11 protein-coding genes are annotated in these 16,621 nt (G+C 54.3%); 7 read left to right on the forward strand and 4 right to left on the reverse strand.

Going from position 1 to position 16,621, the window contains the following annotated elements:
- Positions 1 to 36: 36 nt before the first annotated feature.
- From WMO46_RS13575 to WMO46_RS13585, 3 genes are read left to right on the forward strand one after another with little or no spacing between them, the layout of a single operon-like run.
- Positions 37 to 3,879, forward strand: a complete 3,843-nt coding sequence (locus WMO46_RS13575; protein WP_004293596.1) for a phage tail tape measure protein — start codon at positions 37 to 39, stop codon at positions 3,877 to 3,879.
- Positions 3,880 to 3,891: 12 nt separating this feature from the next.
- Positions 3,892 to 4,869, forward strand: a complete 978-nt coding sequence (locus WMO46_RS13580) for a DUF6046 domain-containing protein (RefSeq protein ID WP_004293595.1) — start codon at positions 3,892 to 3,894, stop codon at positions 4,867 to 4,869.
- Positions 4,860 to 6,185, forward strand: a complete 1,326-nt coding sequence (locus WMO46_RS13585; protein WP_004293594.1) for a hypothetical protein — start codon at positions 4,860 to 4,862, stop codon at positions 6,183 to 6,185. The genes WMO46_RS13580 and WMO46_RS13585 overlap by 10 nt, the downstream gene beginning before the upstream one ends.
- 9 nt (positions 6,186 to 6,194) lie before the next feature.
- Here WMO46_RS13585 and WMO46_RS13590 read toward each other — a convergent pair whose 3' ends face one another.
- A complete protein-coding gene (locus tag WMO46_RS13590) occupies positions 6,195 to 7,385 on the reverse strand; it encodes a toll/interleukin-1 receptor domain-containing protein (protein WP_224200102.1) in 1,191 nt (396 codons plus the stop codon).
- Between the two features lie 81 nt (positions 7,386 to 7,466).
- Here WMO46_RS13590 and WMO46_RS13595 point away from each other — a divergent pair, with 81 nt between their 5' ends.
- From WMO46_RS13595 to WMO46_RS13610, 4 genes are read left to right on the forward strand one after another with little or no spacing between them, the layout of a single operon-like run.
- On the forward strand, positions 7,467 to 8,357 hold the full coding sequence (locus WMO46_RS13595; RefSeq protein WP_004293592.1) for a hypothetical protein: 891 nt from the start codon (positions 7,467 to 7,469) through the stop codon (positions 8,355 to 8,357).
- Positions 8,354 to 10,042 (forward strand): hypothetical protein, encoded by a 1,689-nt coding sequence (locus WMO46_RS13600; protein WP_004293591.1) that lies wholly within the window; start codon positions 8,354 to 8,356, stop codon positions 10,040 to 10,042. Before WMO46_RS13595 ends, WMO46_RS13600 begins: the two co-directional genes overlap by 4 nt.
- A gap of 3 nt (positions 10,043 to 10,045) precedes the next feature.
- Entirely contained in the window at positions 10,046 to 12,313 is a 2,268-nt protein-coding gene (locus WMO46_RS13605; RefSeq protein ID WP_004293590.1) for a hypothetical protein, read from the forward strand.
- A gap of 6 nt (positions 12,314 to 12,319) precedes the next feature.
- Positions 12,320 to 13,630: a hypothetical protein gene (locus WMO46_RS13610; protein ID WP_004293589.1), complete on the forward strand. Its 1,311-nt coding sequence runs from the start codon at positions 12,320 to 12,322 to the stop codon at positions 13,628 to 13,630.
- Between the two features lie 85 nt (positions 13,631 to 13,715).
- Here the strand turns inward: WMO46_RS13610 and WMO46_RS13615 are convergent, their stop codons facing one another.
- Genes WMO46_RS13615 through WMO46_RS13625 form a run of 3 tightly spaced genes read right to left on the reverse strand, consistent with a single transcriptional unit; the run spans position 13,716 to position 16,597 of the window.
- The gene (locus WMO46_RS13615; protein WP_004293588.1) at positions 13,716 to 14,480 is read right to left on the reverse strand and encodes an ABC transporter ATP-binding protein; all 765 of its coding nucleotides are present in this window, start codon (positions 14,478 to 14,480) and stop codon (positions 13,716 to 13,718) included.
- Positions 14,477 to 15,457 (reverse strand): FecCD family ABC transporter permease, encoded by a 981-nt coding sequence (locus tag WMO46_RS13620; protein ID WP_004293587.1) that lies wholly within the window; start codon positions 15,455 to 15,457, stop codon positions 14,477 to 14,479. Before WMO46_RS13620 ends, WMO46_RS13615 begins: the two co-directional genes overlap by 4 nt.
- Positions 15,458 to 16,597, reverse strand: coding sequence for an ABC transporter substrate-binding protein (locus tag WMO46_RS13625; RefSeq protein ID WP_004293586.1), 1,140 nt, complete (start codon positions 16,595 to 16,597; stop codon positions 15,458 to 15,460). It abuts the gene before it with no gap.
- Positions 16,598 to 16,621 lie beyond the last annotated feature (24 nt).

Raw genomic sequence — 16,621 nt, forward strand, 5'->3', positions numbered from 1 at the left:
CGGAAAGACTATTCTTTTAACGCAGTACCCATTACCATGGCTCAGGAACAGAACTATCAGGTCAACTACTCCATCAACGTGGATGCCTCTCAGGGCACCAAGCAGGTTATCGCCTTCGGTGAGGCGGTAGGCAAGCTGGTACAGGCGAAAGCGTCCCTGACTCCGGCCGTCACGAACATCAAGAATATGATGGACGAGATAGACCGCGTGTTCCGCACCAAGAACGGCAAGAAACGTAATTTCGATTACCGCCTGACCATCGATACGAAAAAAAGCGAAGAGAAGCTGGAACGTATCAAGGGGTTACTCACGGATATTTCCACGCTTTCCAAAGGCATCAGCCTGACCATCAATGCCGGTCAGGCTTTGGACAGCAAGAAAATCAAGGCCAACGCCAAAAGCCTTTACGAGAAAAAGGCTGCCGAGATGCGCAAAGCGGAGATCGAAAAGAATGCCGCCTCGTCCGTTGGCACGATGGCAGACGCGCAGAAACGCATTACCAAAGCCATCGGGAAAATCAACTCCGCCCTGGTTTCCATGGAACGTGACCGGGAACTGCAAATCAAGACCGGGACGGCGGAAAACAGGTTGCAGCAGATACTTTCCCTATTGGGTCGTATCAAAAGTGCTTCTGTCATTTCTTTCAACATGCAGGGAGGCATACCATCCGAAGGACTCACACCTTCCGTTCCGGTGCCATATGCTCCGCAGGCCTTCGTAATGCCCGAAAAGGCCCGGCAAAAACTGATGGAACGGCTTTATGCAGGACAGCAGCTGCATCGCCAGAAACTGGTCCACGCGGAGGAGCTCTTTACCGCAGACCAGCGCCGTAAGGCGGCTCTGGCAGAAACCGCCGCGGCGGAAAAGCGGCGTGCCGATGAAGCGCGGGCTAAAGAACGGGAGTGCAAGAATGCCGCCCGTGCTGCGGAGAAAATACGCCGGCAGGCAGAACAGGCACGCCGTAAGGCAGAAACGGAACGTATAAAGGCCGAGCAGGCTGCAAGACGGCAGGAACAGCGCAATGCGATGCAGTCCGTCAGGCTCATGCAGCGGGAACATACTGCAGCCGGTACGCTCTACCGCAGTAAACGCCGTGCCGCCATCAACCGTATCCAGTATTCGAAAGCGCCGTCACTCAGGAACCTCCCGTTCGCTTCGATGCTCAATGCCTATATGGGTTACAGCCTGATCCGTTCGGAACTGACGAAGGCCATCGACTATTCCAACATCATGGAATCGGCACATTCCATCCTCCGTGTGGCGGACAGCGACCTCAAGACATTCGAGACCCGTTTTGACAGTATGGCCCGTCATGTCCGTAAAATCGGCATCGACACGAAATACACAGCCGTGGAGATTGCCGGTGCCGTCAAATACCTGTCGATGGCGGGCATGAATATCGAGACAATCAACAAGTCCATCCGCCCGATCACGAACCTGGCACTTATCGGTGACAACGACGTGTCGTATATCGCCGACCTGGCCACGAACATCATGGCCGGTTATGATATCCATAACGACAGCATGGACAGCGTGGCGGACATTATCTCCTCCACCATTTCCCGCTCGAATGTGAATATCGTGGAGATGGCGGAGTCATACAAGATGGCTGCCGGTTACCTGCGTATGGCGGGCGTGGACTTCACGGAAAGCAGTGCCGCCATCGGTCTTTTGGGCAATATGGGTCTGAAGGGAACGCTGGCGGGAACCTCGTTGCGTGCTCTTTCCACACGTTTTGCCAAACCTACCAAGGAGGCACAGGAAGTTCTGGACCGCCTGGGCATCCGGTTCACGGAAATGCGCGACATCGAGGGGGTGCAGGTCGAGAAACTCCGTCCTATAGCGGACATTTTCGAGGAATTGAACAAGAAGGGCGCGTCGATGGCGGATGTCCAGGCAATCTTCGGGAAAATTGGCGGTAACGCGGCGATGATGTTCCTGAAGAACTACGACAAACTACGAGAACTGACTTCATATAACCGGGGGTCCCAGGGCGTTTCCTCAGAACTGGCATTGGTAAAGCAGAATACGACCAAGGGATTGTGGGCGCAGGTGACCTCCCAGCTGACCGAAGGGTTCATGCAGGCATACGAGGTGTTGGAACCCTCTATCCGCACTGTGCTCCGCACTTTTCTGGCAAAGTTCAAGGCTCCGGAATTTACCCGTGGCCTGGTGTCCATCGGGAATGCCTTGTTGGACATCTTCACCGTGATCGGCAATATCGGCGCATGGGTGACCCGCAATTTCCATTGGATAGAACCGCTTGTCTTTACAGGCGTTGTCGCGACCCGGCTGTTCAAGGTGGCGGGAGCCCTGACGAATATCGGCATCGCCATGGGGTTTATCGGCAAACAGTCTGCGGCCACGACATCAATCAGTGCCGTGCAGGGGCTGCTGGGGGCGGGTGGTATCGGTAAGGTTTCGTTTGCCCAGAAGCGGGCCATCGTGTCGGCCATGCAGTCCGCAGGCGTGGCGGGACGGGGAGCGATGAACCGCGCCTTGATGGCCGGGGGCGGTGTCATCGGAGCCAAAGGAGTCCTGCAGTCGCTGTTTGCCACACAGGTGGCTACCGGCAGCGGACTGACCGGTGCTGCCGCCTCGTTGAGTGCCATCAGTACAGGCGCGGTTGCCGCCACGGCAGGTATAGCCGCATTGGTCGGGACTTTGGGATGGGTGGCTTACAAGACCTGGAAGATAAAGGAGGCGAAGGATGCCGTACTGGAAGAGATCGAATCGAACCGCAAGTACCGTTATCCGTCCATAGAGGCACTTTACTCCTCCCTGAGCGAGACCTATAACATGGCTGTCAAGACAAAGCGTGCCGTGGACGAGGTCGTTGCCGGCAAAAGTATCGAAGAGGCTTCGGGACATAAAATCGGAGCCTTCACATCCAACTGGTGGGCCGGGTTCTTGGGGGAATTTGCCATCGCTTCATCTGAGGGGATGGTATCGCGAGACCATGTGTATAACATGGACAAAGCCCGTCAGGATGACATAAGGGATGCGCTTGTCACCCTTGCCAAACGCGACAGCCAGACACGTATCGATGCCGCGTACGCCGAGTTCGGGAAGATGGGTACGGTATTGGAAGTGGACGCTTTCCTCAAGACGGTAAAGGAGCGTTTCGGGCAACAGGAGAAGGATCTCGACAAGTCTTTGTGGCGTATGCAGGATGGCAAGGCCGTCTATGTGAATGATATCGGGGACAGGTCGGAAGCGGTTGCCGCCCGCACATACGACTATGCCCGGTACATGAACACGCAGACCGTTCCGGAGATTGTGCGTGCCGCCACCGCTTATCGGAATGCCATATCGAGTGCCGCCAATGCGCATGAGCTGATGCGTAAGGGAGGGTTCGACTTTGACCAGTTCAGGGCCTGGGGATTCGAGCAGGACGAAAACGGGCTATGGAAACAGCGGGCACTGGGGCAGAACGCCACCGATGCGCAGCGTATAGACAACATCGCGCATCGCAAGCTGGCACATACGACACTCGTGAAGTTCTTTTCATCGCTCCGGCAGACTTTCGGAGGTTCGGCGGAGGCAGCCGAGAACATCCTCCGCGTGGCGGGCTTCACTCCCGACCAGTACGGCAACGAACCGGATTCCAACGATACACGTCCGTTTGCTGCCAACCCGATTACCAACACGCATCTGGATGACGGAGGGGCCGGCGGCAACTATTCCGGCACGGGGCGGTTGTCCTCGGCGGCACCTAAACAGGTCATCGTGAACATAGAGAGCCTGCTCAGTGTCAGGACCATCGACCTGATGAAGTCGAAGGAGGGGCAGACGGAAGAGATACAGAACCTGAAAGAACAACTGGCACAGGCGCTCATCGATGTCGTGCATGACTTCGATGCCTCCTGGAACGCATAAAATGAAAGGATTATGGGAAGACTGATACAAATCGCGGCCTCGACTTTGTTGAGCGGAGGCATACTCAACCACGGTTCGCTTGGCGGATACATCAGCAACGCCACGCGTCTGGCGTTGGGCATGGGGCTTGCCGAATTGCAGGACGGGCAGGTACATTACTTCTCCAGGCACCATGACCTGCTCAAACGGGCAGCCATACAGGTTGCCTCGCAGACGGCTTACGGGTTGCTACGTTCCTATCCCCGATACCTCAAATACTGGGAACAGCAGGTGCGGGACAAATATCTTCAGACACAGTCGCAGTCCAGCCTTGCGAACAAGACCGGACAGTACTACCAGCTCATCAGGGAACAGCAGGCGGTGGCGCAGAAGAAAAACCATATCGATTCCATCGTCGGCCGGACAGTGGCGGATTTTCTGGAACTGTCCATATCAGAGGAGGGGAAGTATTATGACAACAGCGAGTGCAAGGTTTTGCCGAACAGCCGGTATGGACTGGTGACATTCGTGGACCTGGGACCGCAGGTACAGGTCAGCAGCCGGAACAATATCCTGCTGACCCGGGTACAGGGGCGGGACTATACCCGCAAGGAATATATATCCGGGGGTGACCTCGAGATTACCATCAACGGCAAGATCACCTCCAAATACCCGGACGTGTATCCCGAGGCGGAAGTGTCCAAGTTTATCAGGCTGGTACAATACAAGGGTGTCATCGATTGCGACAACACGGTATTGCGCCAGTTCAACATTTCACGGTTGATTATACAGGGCTATACCTTACAGCCTACGGATTGCCGGAACGTGCAGCCGTATTCGCTGAACTGTGTCGCCGTGGAGCCATCGGAAGCCGTGGAACTGAAACTGGCGGAACAGGAAAAGGTGGACACGGCCATCAAGCACACGAACAAGTGGATCAAGTATGTTAAATTCGGTACGGAGGTCATCGACCCCGCCTCGTTGCTTAAACTGACACGTTTATGGGTATAGCTGCAATGGATATCCTCTGCTGTCGCATCACCATCGGGGATGCCGACCCATCCAATCCGATGAGGATACAGAACGGCGTGGAGATTACGGAAGTCCAGTCGCTCGAAATCAACGAGAGTTACAAGAAGCTGATCGGAACGGCCAAAGTGATATTCCCGAAAGGGTCGGTATGCCGCTCCACGATTATCGGGAACGTGACATTGGAGGGCAAGGACGTGTCGAGGATAACGACGGAGGTGATGCAGGACGGTGTCATCATCGAGAAACGCAGCGCGCAGCGTCTGGTTGACGAGACGACATTCAAGGTCGGACAGCGCATCAATATCAAGCTGGGCTACAACGGCGTGCTGAAAAATATGTTCGACGGATACATTACCGGATACAATTCGGACAGCACGCTGGAAATCCAGTGTGAGAATATGGCCTACAAACTCAAACTGAAACAGGCACCTCATTTCGAGACCCCGGCGAAAGGGACGACGGTGAACGAGGTGCTGGAAGGCAAGTATAATATCCTGAAAGATACCGGCTTCAGGATACACTCGGATACGAAGCGGTTTGAGATACATATCGGCAAGGTAAAGGTCACGGACAACTTCACGGTAGCGGATATCCTTTCCGAATGGTCGAAGTACAAGGTCTACTGTTTTTTAAAATACGATGCCGATGATGACGGGGCCATACCGTCCATTGCCGTCGGGCGTCCTTATTCGTCCAGCAAGGCTCAGCCGGTATTCCCGGAGGATGAATCGACAGGACCGTACAGGATATACTTCAACGAGCATGTGGCGCAGAGCAACCTGAAAGTGGTCAAGACCGATCCGAAGTTTTTGGCGGTGACGGGCAAGGCACTCGGGACGGATGAAAAATTCTTTGAGGTGACAGTACGCATGAATCCTGAATACGACCCGGCGACGCCGGGCAGCAAGGAGTTTCAGACGGTCAATGCCACGCAGATTTCAAAAAAGACGCACAAAGTAACGGGCAACACGACGGCATCAGGAGCGAAGACCAGGACCAAGGTGGATTTATCCACATATACCATCGTACCATATATGTCACCTCATGTCGGAATCAATTCCGACCGGCTTGTAGAAGAGACGACGGAATACTTTCGGAATTACAATCTGAACGGAATCACCGGCAATGTGACAGTATTCGGGGATTTCGGACTGTCTCCTGCCGTACAGGTGGAACTGATCGACTACCGTAATCCTTCCAAGAACGGCGTATACCTCGTGGAAGAGGTAACGACTACTTTCGGGGTGGGTGGATACAGGCAACAACTGAGTATTCCGTATAAAATTAGGAAATAAGATTTACCGTTATTCAACAGGAGGAATTTCTATCAATGGTTCTTCGTTTATTACCTTGATAATATTCGGAAGTTCGCTATTGTATTTATCGTCAGTAGAGCAATCAAAACCTTTTCTTCCACTAATGAAATCCGGTGTCGAAGTTTCAAAAGACCCTTTGCGTACAACCGGTATAAATTTAGTGGTTCCCTGATTGTTATATATTTCATGTGATATTATACCCCCTTCATAAGCGGCACCTCCTTTACCGGATTCAGCTTTCTCTTTATACTTTGGAGTCAGAATGCACAGAACTTTAGTTGCCTTACGGATGCTTTCAAGCATAAATTTAGGCAAGTCAGTTCCATGAGGTTGATACTGGTCTATTTGAGCATCAATCCCTCGTCTTCGCAAATCTTTGGCGAAAGTTTGAATCCAATTCATAAAGACATTGTCTTCTACCTCCCACGCATACGAAATCAACACAAACGGCTTGTTTTTATTCACAATTGGTTCTTCCGCCACTTTATTGAGAATTTCAGGCAGAGGCGTATTATCGATTGTAGGAATGTCTACATCTGCCCAAGGATTCAAAGCTTCTTGTATCGCATCTTTTGGAGTATTCATTAGCAGCAGCCTGTTTATTTTGATAGACAAATCTTTGAGGAATTTTTGTACATCATTCTCATCAAGAGCTAAAAATAAAGTCCTATACCATTTAATTCTTGATGTAAATTCTTCCTTTTCCCGCAATTCTGCCATATATTCCCCATATGTATGAGGTAACGACAATGTTGTTAAATATGGCCTGATTGTATTATAAAACAATGGTCCATCTACATACAGCGGCGCATAATCATTTTCTTTGTTCGATCCGATAATATTCCAAAGCTGTTCATATATATCTGATCTACTGGTCTCTTTTTCATAAATTGTCCGCTCAAGGGAAATTTTAGGAATAACACACTCTCCCCCATTTATAACATCGGCACCATTCTCCGTAAGAGCTATAAAATCTCTATCTTTTAAGTAGAGATAGCCATTATCAATGAGGGTATTTACCAGGAAATACAATATACCCAATTGATTACGAGTAAATTGCTTTTCAGCTGCAAATCTAAAATTTCTGAGCATGTTACCTTGCCCGGCTTTAAAGCATCTTGATTTTTGAAAGAAATCAAATATATATGTAATATAGGATTCTAAAATTTCTTGTTTCATAAGTAATATCATTGTCTTTGCAAAAGTACAAAATAATTGGCAACCAATAAACTATGCTCCTCCTATTCTTTCAAAAAACTCATGTCTTCAGACAAATCCAACCAGTTGCTTATCCGTGAGGCTATCCGCAAGATAGCCTTGGGACGGAGTATGGAGCGTATCAATCTGGCTCCCGGAGGCATGTCCGGTATCGGTACGGCCCGCATGATACACGGCTATGTCGCCAAGATACACGACAACCCCTCGGACGAGGAGTTTTCCGACTACGGCGGTACCATTGATGTCGGCGAGTACCCGGACGAGACGGCCTCCGCCGAACCTGTTATCCATAAAGGCGTGTTGCTCTCGGCCGCCACCAACAGCGAAGGCGGCTTCCTGATCGTCCCCGCACTTTTTTCCGACGTGACCATCTTCATGGATGCCGCCACCCGTTATGCCTATGTGGTTAACTTCTCCCATGTGGATATCCTGCGGCTCAATGCCCGCACGGAAACCGTCATCGGCGTGACCGAAATGGAGGAACTGGATCCGGAAAACGACTCTTCCCCGGACTACGACGAACTGGAAACCACCGGTAACGAGACCTCCACCCACTATACGCCGACGGCCGTCACAACAACCGTTAGGAATGACAAGGACAAGGAAGCGACAACCGTTATCGATGCGGAAAGCATCACGCATACGGTGGACAAGTCTGAAGTCAGACAGACAGCAGATAAAGTGGTACAAAAGGTCAATTCCACGACCGTTGCCGTTGCCGACAACAAGGTGACGCTCGGTGACGAGAATGCCACCGAGCCGCTGGTTCTGGGTAATGAGCTTGCCCGGCTGATGCTCGACTTCCTGACGGAATGTTCGAAAATCATGACTCCCACACTGATGGGCACGATGTCGCCGATCAATATGCCGAACTTCATCTCGCTGACATCACGTATCCAGAAATTTCTTTCCAAGACCAGCTATACCAAATGAGCGTACAACTGCATCCCGATATAGAAACCCTCGACAAGGAGAGCCTGTGCTATTCCATCTATGCACAGCTGTACCATAACTTTTTCAATGCCCAGCAGAAAAAGGACGACGAGCATCCTTACGGCATCGAGGAAGGCGACGAGACCAGCCTGAGACTGAAGAATACCGCTTACGGTTTTGCATCCGCCATTGCCGGAGCCGTTACGGGAGAAGGCGGTTCCGGAAGCGGTGGCTTGCTGTTGGATTACCTGAAGAAATCGGGCGGTGACATGACCGGCAAGCTCAGTGCCAATTACGGTTTCGAAGCCGGCATTGGAAACACCCGTATCCTGGAAACCTATTCGCAGGACATTACCGATCCGGAAGGTGTGGTAACTGCCATCGAGTACGGTATCAGGATTACCGGCAACCTGAAAGTCGGGGGCGACAGCCTGCATATCGGCGGCAGGCAGTTGCTCCGTTACGACGCGGACAAGGCCACCGCTACAATCAACGCTTCCCATATAGACTTTCTGGATGCGACGGTACATTCCAAAGGGGCATGGATTATCGGGGACGAGGATACAGGAATATCCATCTCCCCGACACGGCTGGCCGTGGGCGGGCAGGATGTCTATCATCGTGGCAACGCCAATACGGACACGGTGGATTGGACGATGCGGGACGGCATGGTGAGACGGAATCTGACGGTGCGAGGGAGTACGGTCATGGATGGCGGACTGAAAGCCTTGCAAGGCGTGGAACTGGGCGACAAAGGGAAATGTCTGCTTTCGTTTTCGGAAGAGGATGTCGCGCTCGGCGGGTTCCTCTCGTTCCTGGACGGATTCGGCATCCGGATCGGAGATGTTCCCGTACTGCTCTGTACCGACAAGGACAAGATACAGTTCGGGAGTATCGGCGGTGACCTTCTTTTAGGCGGCGACCATACCCCGAAGATACGCCTGTTCTCCGGCATATCGGACGTGGACGGCGAGTGTCTGATGCTTTCCCCTTACGGAAAGGCTTGTTTTCCGGGCTCGCTGACTGTCCGCCACAACTACGGCGCCGACCTGCTCTCCTCATACCGGGTAGACACTTCCGATGAAGGTATCGTTATCCACAAGCGCTTGCGGATGGGCACAGCAGAGGGATTTATGTTCACAGGCGACAGGGAGCGCGTATCGCTTTCTTCCGAGGTAATCTACGAGGAAGAGGACGTAAGGACGGCTATCCCTCACAGCACGGATTTTTCACACCGTCCGTCCGTGAGCTGTTATGCCCCGCAGAACCGTCACAGCGAATCGTTCCATATCCGCACCGATGCCGATTTCGTTACGGTCGCTGTTCCGTTGGAAGCAGCCGGGCATATCGGAATCCATGCGTCGCCCACCCGGATTACTGACAGAATCCTATACTTGACAGAGGCGTTACGCCTGCAAGCGGTGGAGGACGGTATCCGGCATTACGGAAACAGCGTCTTTACCGGGTCGCTCTCTTCGGAGTTCTTTTCCCCGGGCCTTTCCGGAAGCGGATGGGCTGTCCGCCGGAACCGGACGACAGGAGGCGTCTCCGCCACATTCGACGAGGTGGTGGCCCGCCGTAAGTTCCGCGCCTATGAGTTCGAGGTCGAAAAGACTTCGGTAACCAACGGTTCCTTCTGGATCAGCGACAGCTGTTCGGGAGACACCGTGGAAAAACTGTCATAATCCATGTCCGTATTCCGTTATCCGACATACAAGATCCGTATTGCCCCCGACTCGCAGAAGACACAGGGACTGCAAGCCGGGGATATCATCCGCAGGCAATATGCCGAACGGGAGCGTACCGTCTATTCGCTGATGTGCGTGACAGAAACCGGAACGGAGCTTGTCGGAGACAAGGACGCCCCTTATTTCATCGGGGCATTGCTGGACGGGGACGAACCGCAGGGCGGTGAACTGCTGGACTTCGTGCGGATTACCAACCTGTTCGATACGGCACGTAGCGGCGCCTTGTACCTGACGGCTTCTGACAGCGATTCACCCTATATGGATGTCATCGACGGCATGGCGACCGAACGCTCCCTGTGCTATCCCGTCATGGACGGAGGCATGGCGGGAGTGCCGGACAAGTCCAGGTACGCCGTTTATGGCAGCATGCTGCAAACGGAATATCTGGATGCCGATTCGGAAGCGACACGCATTGTCCGCATTATCCGCAACGCGGAACCGGCAGGAAACGCTTCCTTCGGGCTGATGCTGACATTGGAAGAACCGGTCGGATACCCGGAGCGCCTGCTGGTATCGTTCAAGGTCAGGTCTTCCAAAACATCAGGTTCCGTACCGATCCGATTCGGCTATACGAACCGTGAAAAGACGGATGCGGAAGATGAAATCTCCATCGGCCGGGAATGGAAGTACAAGTTATGGGTCATCACCGTGGATTACCCGGCACAGTACAGCCGGAGCCTGTTTCTTGACCTGACATCAAGCCTGGCCTCCGAGGGGGACTGGTGCGAGGTCGCCGACCTGAACATTGTTCGTCTTGCCTCCGTATCCGCTTTCAGCGAGGCGAGCAAGGCCCGTGTGGGAAAGGTCAGCGGCATCATCGATCCGGTCTTCGGCATGTTGGATGGTTACGGGGCCTATTTCCAGAATCTCTATGCCACACGCAATGTCAATATAGCCGGCACGCTTACCGCGGGAGACGAGAACGGTTTTTCAAGCACGTTTTATGTGGGCAAAATCCACAAGAATGTCATACCCGACAGCCTGTCCTGCCGGTTCAGCCATTCGGAAGAGCTGGATGAAACATCTCCCGCCGGACTCGGGCGGTGTGTACGGATAGCCGGAGACAGTCTTCTTGGTGCGCAAAGTGCCGCCTGGCGGGAGGCTCATACAGGAGTCTGTTATTGTTTCTCAGTCTGGATAAAAGCGGAAGATACGGCAGCCATCCGGTTCTATCAGGATGAACATCTTGTCGGTGATCGGACGGTGGCTGCCGGTAAAGGATGGGTCCGTTATAATGTCCCGTTCCTCATACGCGGGTCAGATTCCCCCGTCATGTGTCTCGGCATTGCCGCTTCCGTCCCCCTGTCGTTGTCCGCCCCTCAATTGGAGGCCGGAAGGAACGTGACCCCCTATCAGGCGACCGATGAAGCCTTGTCCTACACGGACGATTACGGTGCCTGGTTCAATAAGGGAGGTATCGGGGGTACCATACAGAATCCCCTGTTGCGGCTGAACGAAGACGGCTCGATCGTTTCACGGGACGGTTCTTTCGTCATCCATCCGGACGGGACGGGCCATTTCGCCTCGGGACGGTTCAAGTGGGGCAAGGATACCATCGAACTGCGCGATGTGACCATCCGCTGGGAAGACCTCGATGAGGAGGCGCAGGAACTGCTCAAGCCCCGTTCCGTCTCCCTGACAGGCGGCACGGCGTTCCATTTCAAGGACGAGCTTTCAGGCGCATGCGAGCCGGAGAATATCCCGCTTGTGGCGACCGAATACAATTTCGAGCCGGAAAGTCGGCAGTGGGAATACCTTGCCGTTGACGGCATATGGAAAGATGCCGGATGCAATGCCGCCGTATTTGAAATGACACCCCCGTTTCATGGCTGGGAAGGGCGCGACGTGCTGACCCTCCGCTACACGGCAACATACCGTAATGAAAAAATCAGTGCGACCCATACCTTTTTCAAACTTTACGACGGATCTCCCTCCTATACTGTTTATGTGGAGTCTGAAAACGGCACGACATTCCGCAACGGAATCGTCTCGACGGTACTCCGTGCCAGGGTGTACAGGGGCGGTGAAGAGATTACATCGCTCATTCCCGACGGCAATTTCCGCTGGATACGGACGAGCCGCGATACGGAGAGTGACAGGATATGGAACGCCGCACCGCGTTACGGCAGGGAGATAGAGATAACCGGCGGGGACGTGTGGCGCAAGGCCGTTTTCGATTGCGAAGTGGAAATAACAAATAACCGATAATCTATTATGGCAGTAAAAGTAGCCCGCGGGCAGGTCACCATCATCGACCAGAACGACGCGGTATCGTTGCAGGCATTCATCGGCTCCTCGCAGCCCCTGACACAGGTGTACAACAGAGACAACAATGCCTATGCCCCTTCGTGGGCGGCTTCTCCCTATCTGGTACTTACCCCTTCGCTCTTCGTCAGCGGTCAGGCGGCGACCGACCAGATCACCTCGGTAGGCAATGCCGCGACGCTTACGGCAGGCGTGAAGAGCGGCTCGGCCAAGTGGTACAAGAACGGTACGGCGATCGTCTCCGGACAGGACAGCTGCACCATCGGCGCGGCATCGGCCAAGTATGCCCTTACCGTCAAAGCCAACCACATGACCGTTTCCGCTCCGCAAGTGCGTTATACTTTCGAGGCGGTTTACATCGACGCCAACGGGCTGGAGATTCCGTTCCGGGCGGAGATTCAGTTCACGCAGCACCTGAACGCCGGAGCGATGATCGCCGCCGTGGCGTATGCACCCGACGGCATCGTATTCAAGAACGACGAGGTGGCGACGCTCAGGGCGCATTGCGACCTGTGGCGCGGAGCCTCTATCGACACGACGAACGTCACCTACGCGTGGGGCATCAAGGATTCGGCGGTATTCGCGGGCACGACACTGACAGCTGCCGCGGCAGCCGGAGCCACGACCATAACGGTCGCTTCGGTAATGAACATGGAGGCGGGAGGCAGGATAACCATAGGATCGGCACAGTACACCATTTCGGCAGTCAACGCCTCCACGAAGGTCGTGACGCTGACCTCCGCACTGAGTGCCGCAGCCGCATCGGGAGCCGCCGTTTCGTGTCCCTACTACAACTCCATGCTGGGTGCCGGCTGGGCATGCCTTACCTCGACCAATCCTCGGGGCGTGACGGCAGGCTGGACGACAAACGAAATCACGATTACGGCAGATGCCGTTCTCAACTTCGAGACCTTCAAGTGCGCCATCAAGGATACGGACACCTCGGCGGGCAACGCCTCGGCGAACAAGGTCGTCTGCGACATCATCTCCTTCACGGATATGTCCGACCCCATCACGGTTGATCTGGTCAGCCAGAAGGGGTTCACCATCAAGAACAACGGCAATGACGTGGATGCCAAAGCCGTGTTATACAGGGGCGGTGAGGAAATCGACACGGGCGGGACAGCTTATACCTATACATGGAAACTGTGGAACTCTGCCGGGACTTCCGTCGTGAAGACCTACACGGGAAAATCCATCACGGTCTCGAAAGCCGATGTGACGGGGAAAGGCGTGCTGATGTGCGAGGTATCGAAATAAACGACATGTCTTACAACGAATACGAGGGTGCCAAATACTTTTTGGGACACCCTCATTGCGTCTGACGTGTTTCCCGACAGGAAAGTCAGTCTCTTGGCATGGATTTCACGATCCCGCTCACGGGGTCGAATTGTACGGCGGCATTGTTGAACAGCCGCTCGATATGCCCGCTGCGGATCATTTCGGAGGTCGGCAGACAGTGAAGGACGGGCGTATCGATAAGGGCTATTCTGTCACTCAGCGAGAGGGCTATATCCAGTTCGTGAGTGGAGAACAGAATGCATTTGCCCTCAGCATGCGCTAACCGTGCGAGCAGGGAACACAATTCGTAACGGTTGGGCATGTCAAGAAACGAGGTCGGCTCGTCCAACAGGATGACGGGCGTTTCCTGAGCCAGAGCACGGGCTATCATAATGCGCTGGCATTCACCGTCCGACATCTTATCCATCGTGCGGCCGGCATACGCCTCCATTCCGACCGAAGAGAGCGACCGCATGACGATTTCCCTATCTTGAGGCTGCATGCGGCCGATCCAGTTGGTGTAAGGGGCGCGGCCGATAGCCACGACATCCTCGCACCGCAGGTTGGCGATGCGTGTGCGCTCGGTCGTGACAAATGCCAGTTGCCTTGCCTTCTCCGGAGTTCTCATGTTTGCGATACAATGTCCGTCGAGCAGGATTTTACCGCAATAATTATGATTCAGTCCGGCTATGGCACGGAGAAGTGTAGATTTCCCCGTGCCGTTCCTGCCAATAAGGGCAGTCAGCTGTCCTCTTTTGAAAGAGGCATCGACCTTATCGAGAAGCCTCTTCTCTGCGTAGCCTATGGAAAAATCGCACAGTTCTATCATACCGTCATCGATTTATTGCGTAAAACCACCCATACGACTATCGGGATTCCCAGCAGTGCGGTAATGGCATTTACGGGCAAAGTGAACATTTTGGAAACGATATCGCAAAGAAGCAATACCGCCGCCCCCGAGAGAAGGGTTCCCGGCAGGAGCACGCGGTGGTCGGCCTCGCGGAAGAGCATCCGCGCGACGTGAGGCATGGCAAGACCGATGAAGCCGATCGGGCCGCAGAAAGCCGTTACCGTGCCGGCCAGCAGCGTCGTCGAGAGAAACAGCAGACCGCGCGAACGGCGGATATTCAGTCCCATCGTTACGGCATATTCCTCGCCGAAGAGCAGGAGGTTGAGCGGTTTGATCGTCCATACGGCCAGCAGCAACCCGACGATGACCGACGGAAGGAGGATGGCGAGCTGCGGCACCGTCACGTCGCCGAGCGACCCCATCGTCCAGATGACGAACGCCTTTAACGCCTCCTCTTTGCTCAGATATTGCAATATCTGCACGACAGCGCTCACGCCTGACGAGAACATCATACCCAAAATCAATATCACCATAATGTCCTTTATGCGGTGTCCGACGGCAGCGATTACGAGCAGCACGACGGCCGCACCCAGCCAAGCCGCTCCGGCGATGCCTATCGACGAGCCGACGCCTGCCAGCACCACGAGCGCCACGCCGAGGCTTGCACCCGAGCTGATGCCCAGCACGTAGGGGCCGGCCAGCGGATTGCGGAACAATGTCTGCATCTGCAAGCCGCTGACCGATAGCGCCGCCCCGGCCAGCAGAGCCACAACCGCCTTTATCAGCCGTATGTTCAGTACGATTTTCGCCGTAGTCCGCGGGCAGTCGCCGCCCGTCAGGGCCGCCCATACGTCGCCGACGGGAATGCGAACCGCGCCCACAGCCAAATCCAACAGGAAGAGGCCGACCGTAAGCACGGACAACGCGGTGAACAGGATGACGGGGCGTGAACGCATCTATTTCAGTTGTTTGTAGTATACGAAATCTTCTTCGACCAACTCGGGGTGGAATATCTTCACGAGGTCGCGCAGAAGAAGGTCGGGATTCACGACGGCCGATTCGTAGTAGTCGTTGCCTCCGGCGGCATTGGTGCGGGCGTTGTTGTTATAGACATAGCCGTTTCGGACGCAGCGGGTATCGGCGAACTTCGGGCAGGCGGCTTTCAGTTCGTCGAGTGTGTTCGCCATGCCGACGTTCAGCCACATATCGGCCTCCGAAGCGAGCAGGTATGCCTCCTCCAAGTCGATAGGCGTCGAAGAGTTGCCCGTGTTCTTCTTGTAGATGTAGTCGCCTCCGGCGTCGGTAATCAGCCGCACGGCATAGTTTTCCGTCGAGGGCATGAACCACGAATCGCCGTAGGGCGTATTGAGCATGACCGACGGGGCATCGAGAACGGCACCGGACACTTTCTGTTTCAGCGCATTGTATCGGATCGGAATATCCGCGAATACCTTTTCGCCCTTCGCGCGTTTCCCGACGACCTCCGAAAGCGCCACCAGCCATTCGGCTTTGCCCAGCGGAGATTCTTCGAGATAATCGCCGACATACATGAACGGGATGCCGAGCTCCTTGAGTTTGCTCTCCATCGCACTGGCCCCGTTCACGCCGAAAAGCAGCACAAGGTCAGGGTCGAGCGACAACAGAAGTTCATAATTGATATTTCCCTCGTAACCCACGTCGCCGATGCTGTCGCGGCGTGCCTGAATGTCGGGATTGGAGATATAGTCGAGTCCCGAAACGCCGACCACACGTGCCGTCTCGCCGATGGCGTCGAGCATGGCGATATGGGTCGAGGACATCGCCACGATGCGCTGCGCATCCCCTTCGAGGACCTGCCCGTCGAAACCCTCGGGAACGGGTTCCCCGTTACGGGAGATGAACAACCGGGTGGTGACGCTATCCGCGCCCTGCCACGGATTCATGACGGAAACCAGCACGCTCTGTCTGCCGTCTGCTCTTTCAATCTTGAATCCCGAGGCATATTCGGGAGCGTAAAGCTGTTTGTTGAAATCGGCAAGTTGGGAACTCTTGCCACGACAGCCTGCAAATGCCAGCGCAAGCAGCACCATCAGGCTCAAATTCTTTAATACTTTCATATCATTACCTTATTTACGTTTACA

This window comes from Alistipes intestinihominis (assembly GCF_040095975.1).
Classification (GTDB): Bacteria; Bacteroidota; Bacteroidia; order Bacteroidales; family Rikenellaceae; genus Alistipes; species Alistipes senegalensis.

Bases quoted from the DNA above. Each gene is read 5' to 3' on its own strand.
- WMO46_RS13575 (WP_004293596.1), top strand. From the start codon at position 37: ATGGCTCAGGAACAGAACTATCAGGTCAACTACTCCATCAACGTGGAT.
- WMO46_RS13580 (WP_004293595.1), top strand. From the start codon at position 3,892: ATGGGAAGACTGATACAAATCGCGGCCTCGACTTTGTTGAGCGGAGGC.
- WMO46_RS13585 (WP_004293594.1), top strand. From the start codon at position 4,860: ATGGGTATAGCTGCAATGGATATCCTCTGCTGTCGCATCACCATCGGG.
- WMO46_RS13590 (WP_224200102.1), bottom strand. From the start codon at position 7,385: ATGAAACAAGAAATTTTAGAATCCTATATTACATATATATTTGATTTC.
- WMO46_RS13595 (WP_004293592.1), top strand. From the start codon at position 7,467: ATGTCTTCAGACAAATCCAACCAGTTGCTTATCCGTGAGGCTATCCGC.
- WMO46_RS13600 (WP_004293591.1), top strand. From the start codon at position 8,354: ATGAGCGTACAACTGCATCCCGATATAGAAACCCTCGACAAGGAGAGC.
- WMO46_RS13605 (WP_004293590.1), top strand. From the start codon at position 10,046: ATGTCCGTATTCCGTTATCCGACATACAAGATCCGTATTGCCCCCGAC.
- WMO46_RS13610 (WP_004293589.1), top strand. From the start codon at position 12,320: ATGGCAGTAAAAGTAGCCCGCGGGCAGGTCACCATCATCGACCAGAAC.
- WMO46_RS13615 (WP_004293588.1), bottom strand. From the start codon at position 14,480: ATGATAGAACTGTGCGATTTTTCCATAGGCTACGCAGAGAAGAGGCTT.
- WMO46_RS13620 (WP_004293587.1), bottom strand. From the start codon at position 15,457: ATGCGTTCACGCCCCGTCATCCTGTTCACCGCGTTGTCCGTGCTTACG.
- WMO46_RS13625 (WP_004293586.1), bottom strand. From the start codon at position 16,597: ATGAAAGTATTAAAGAATTTGAGCCTGATGGTGCTGCTTGCGCTGGCA.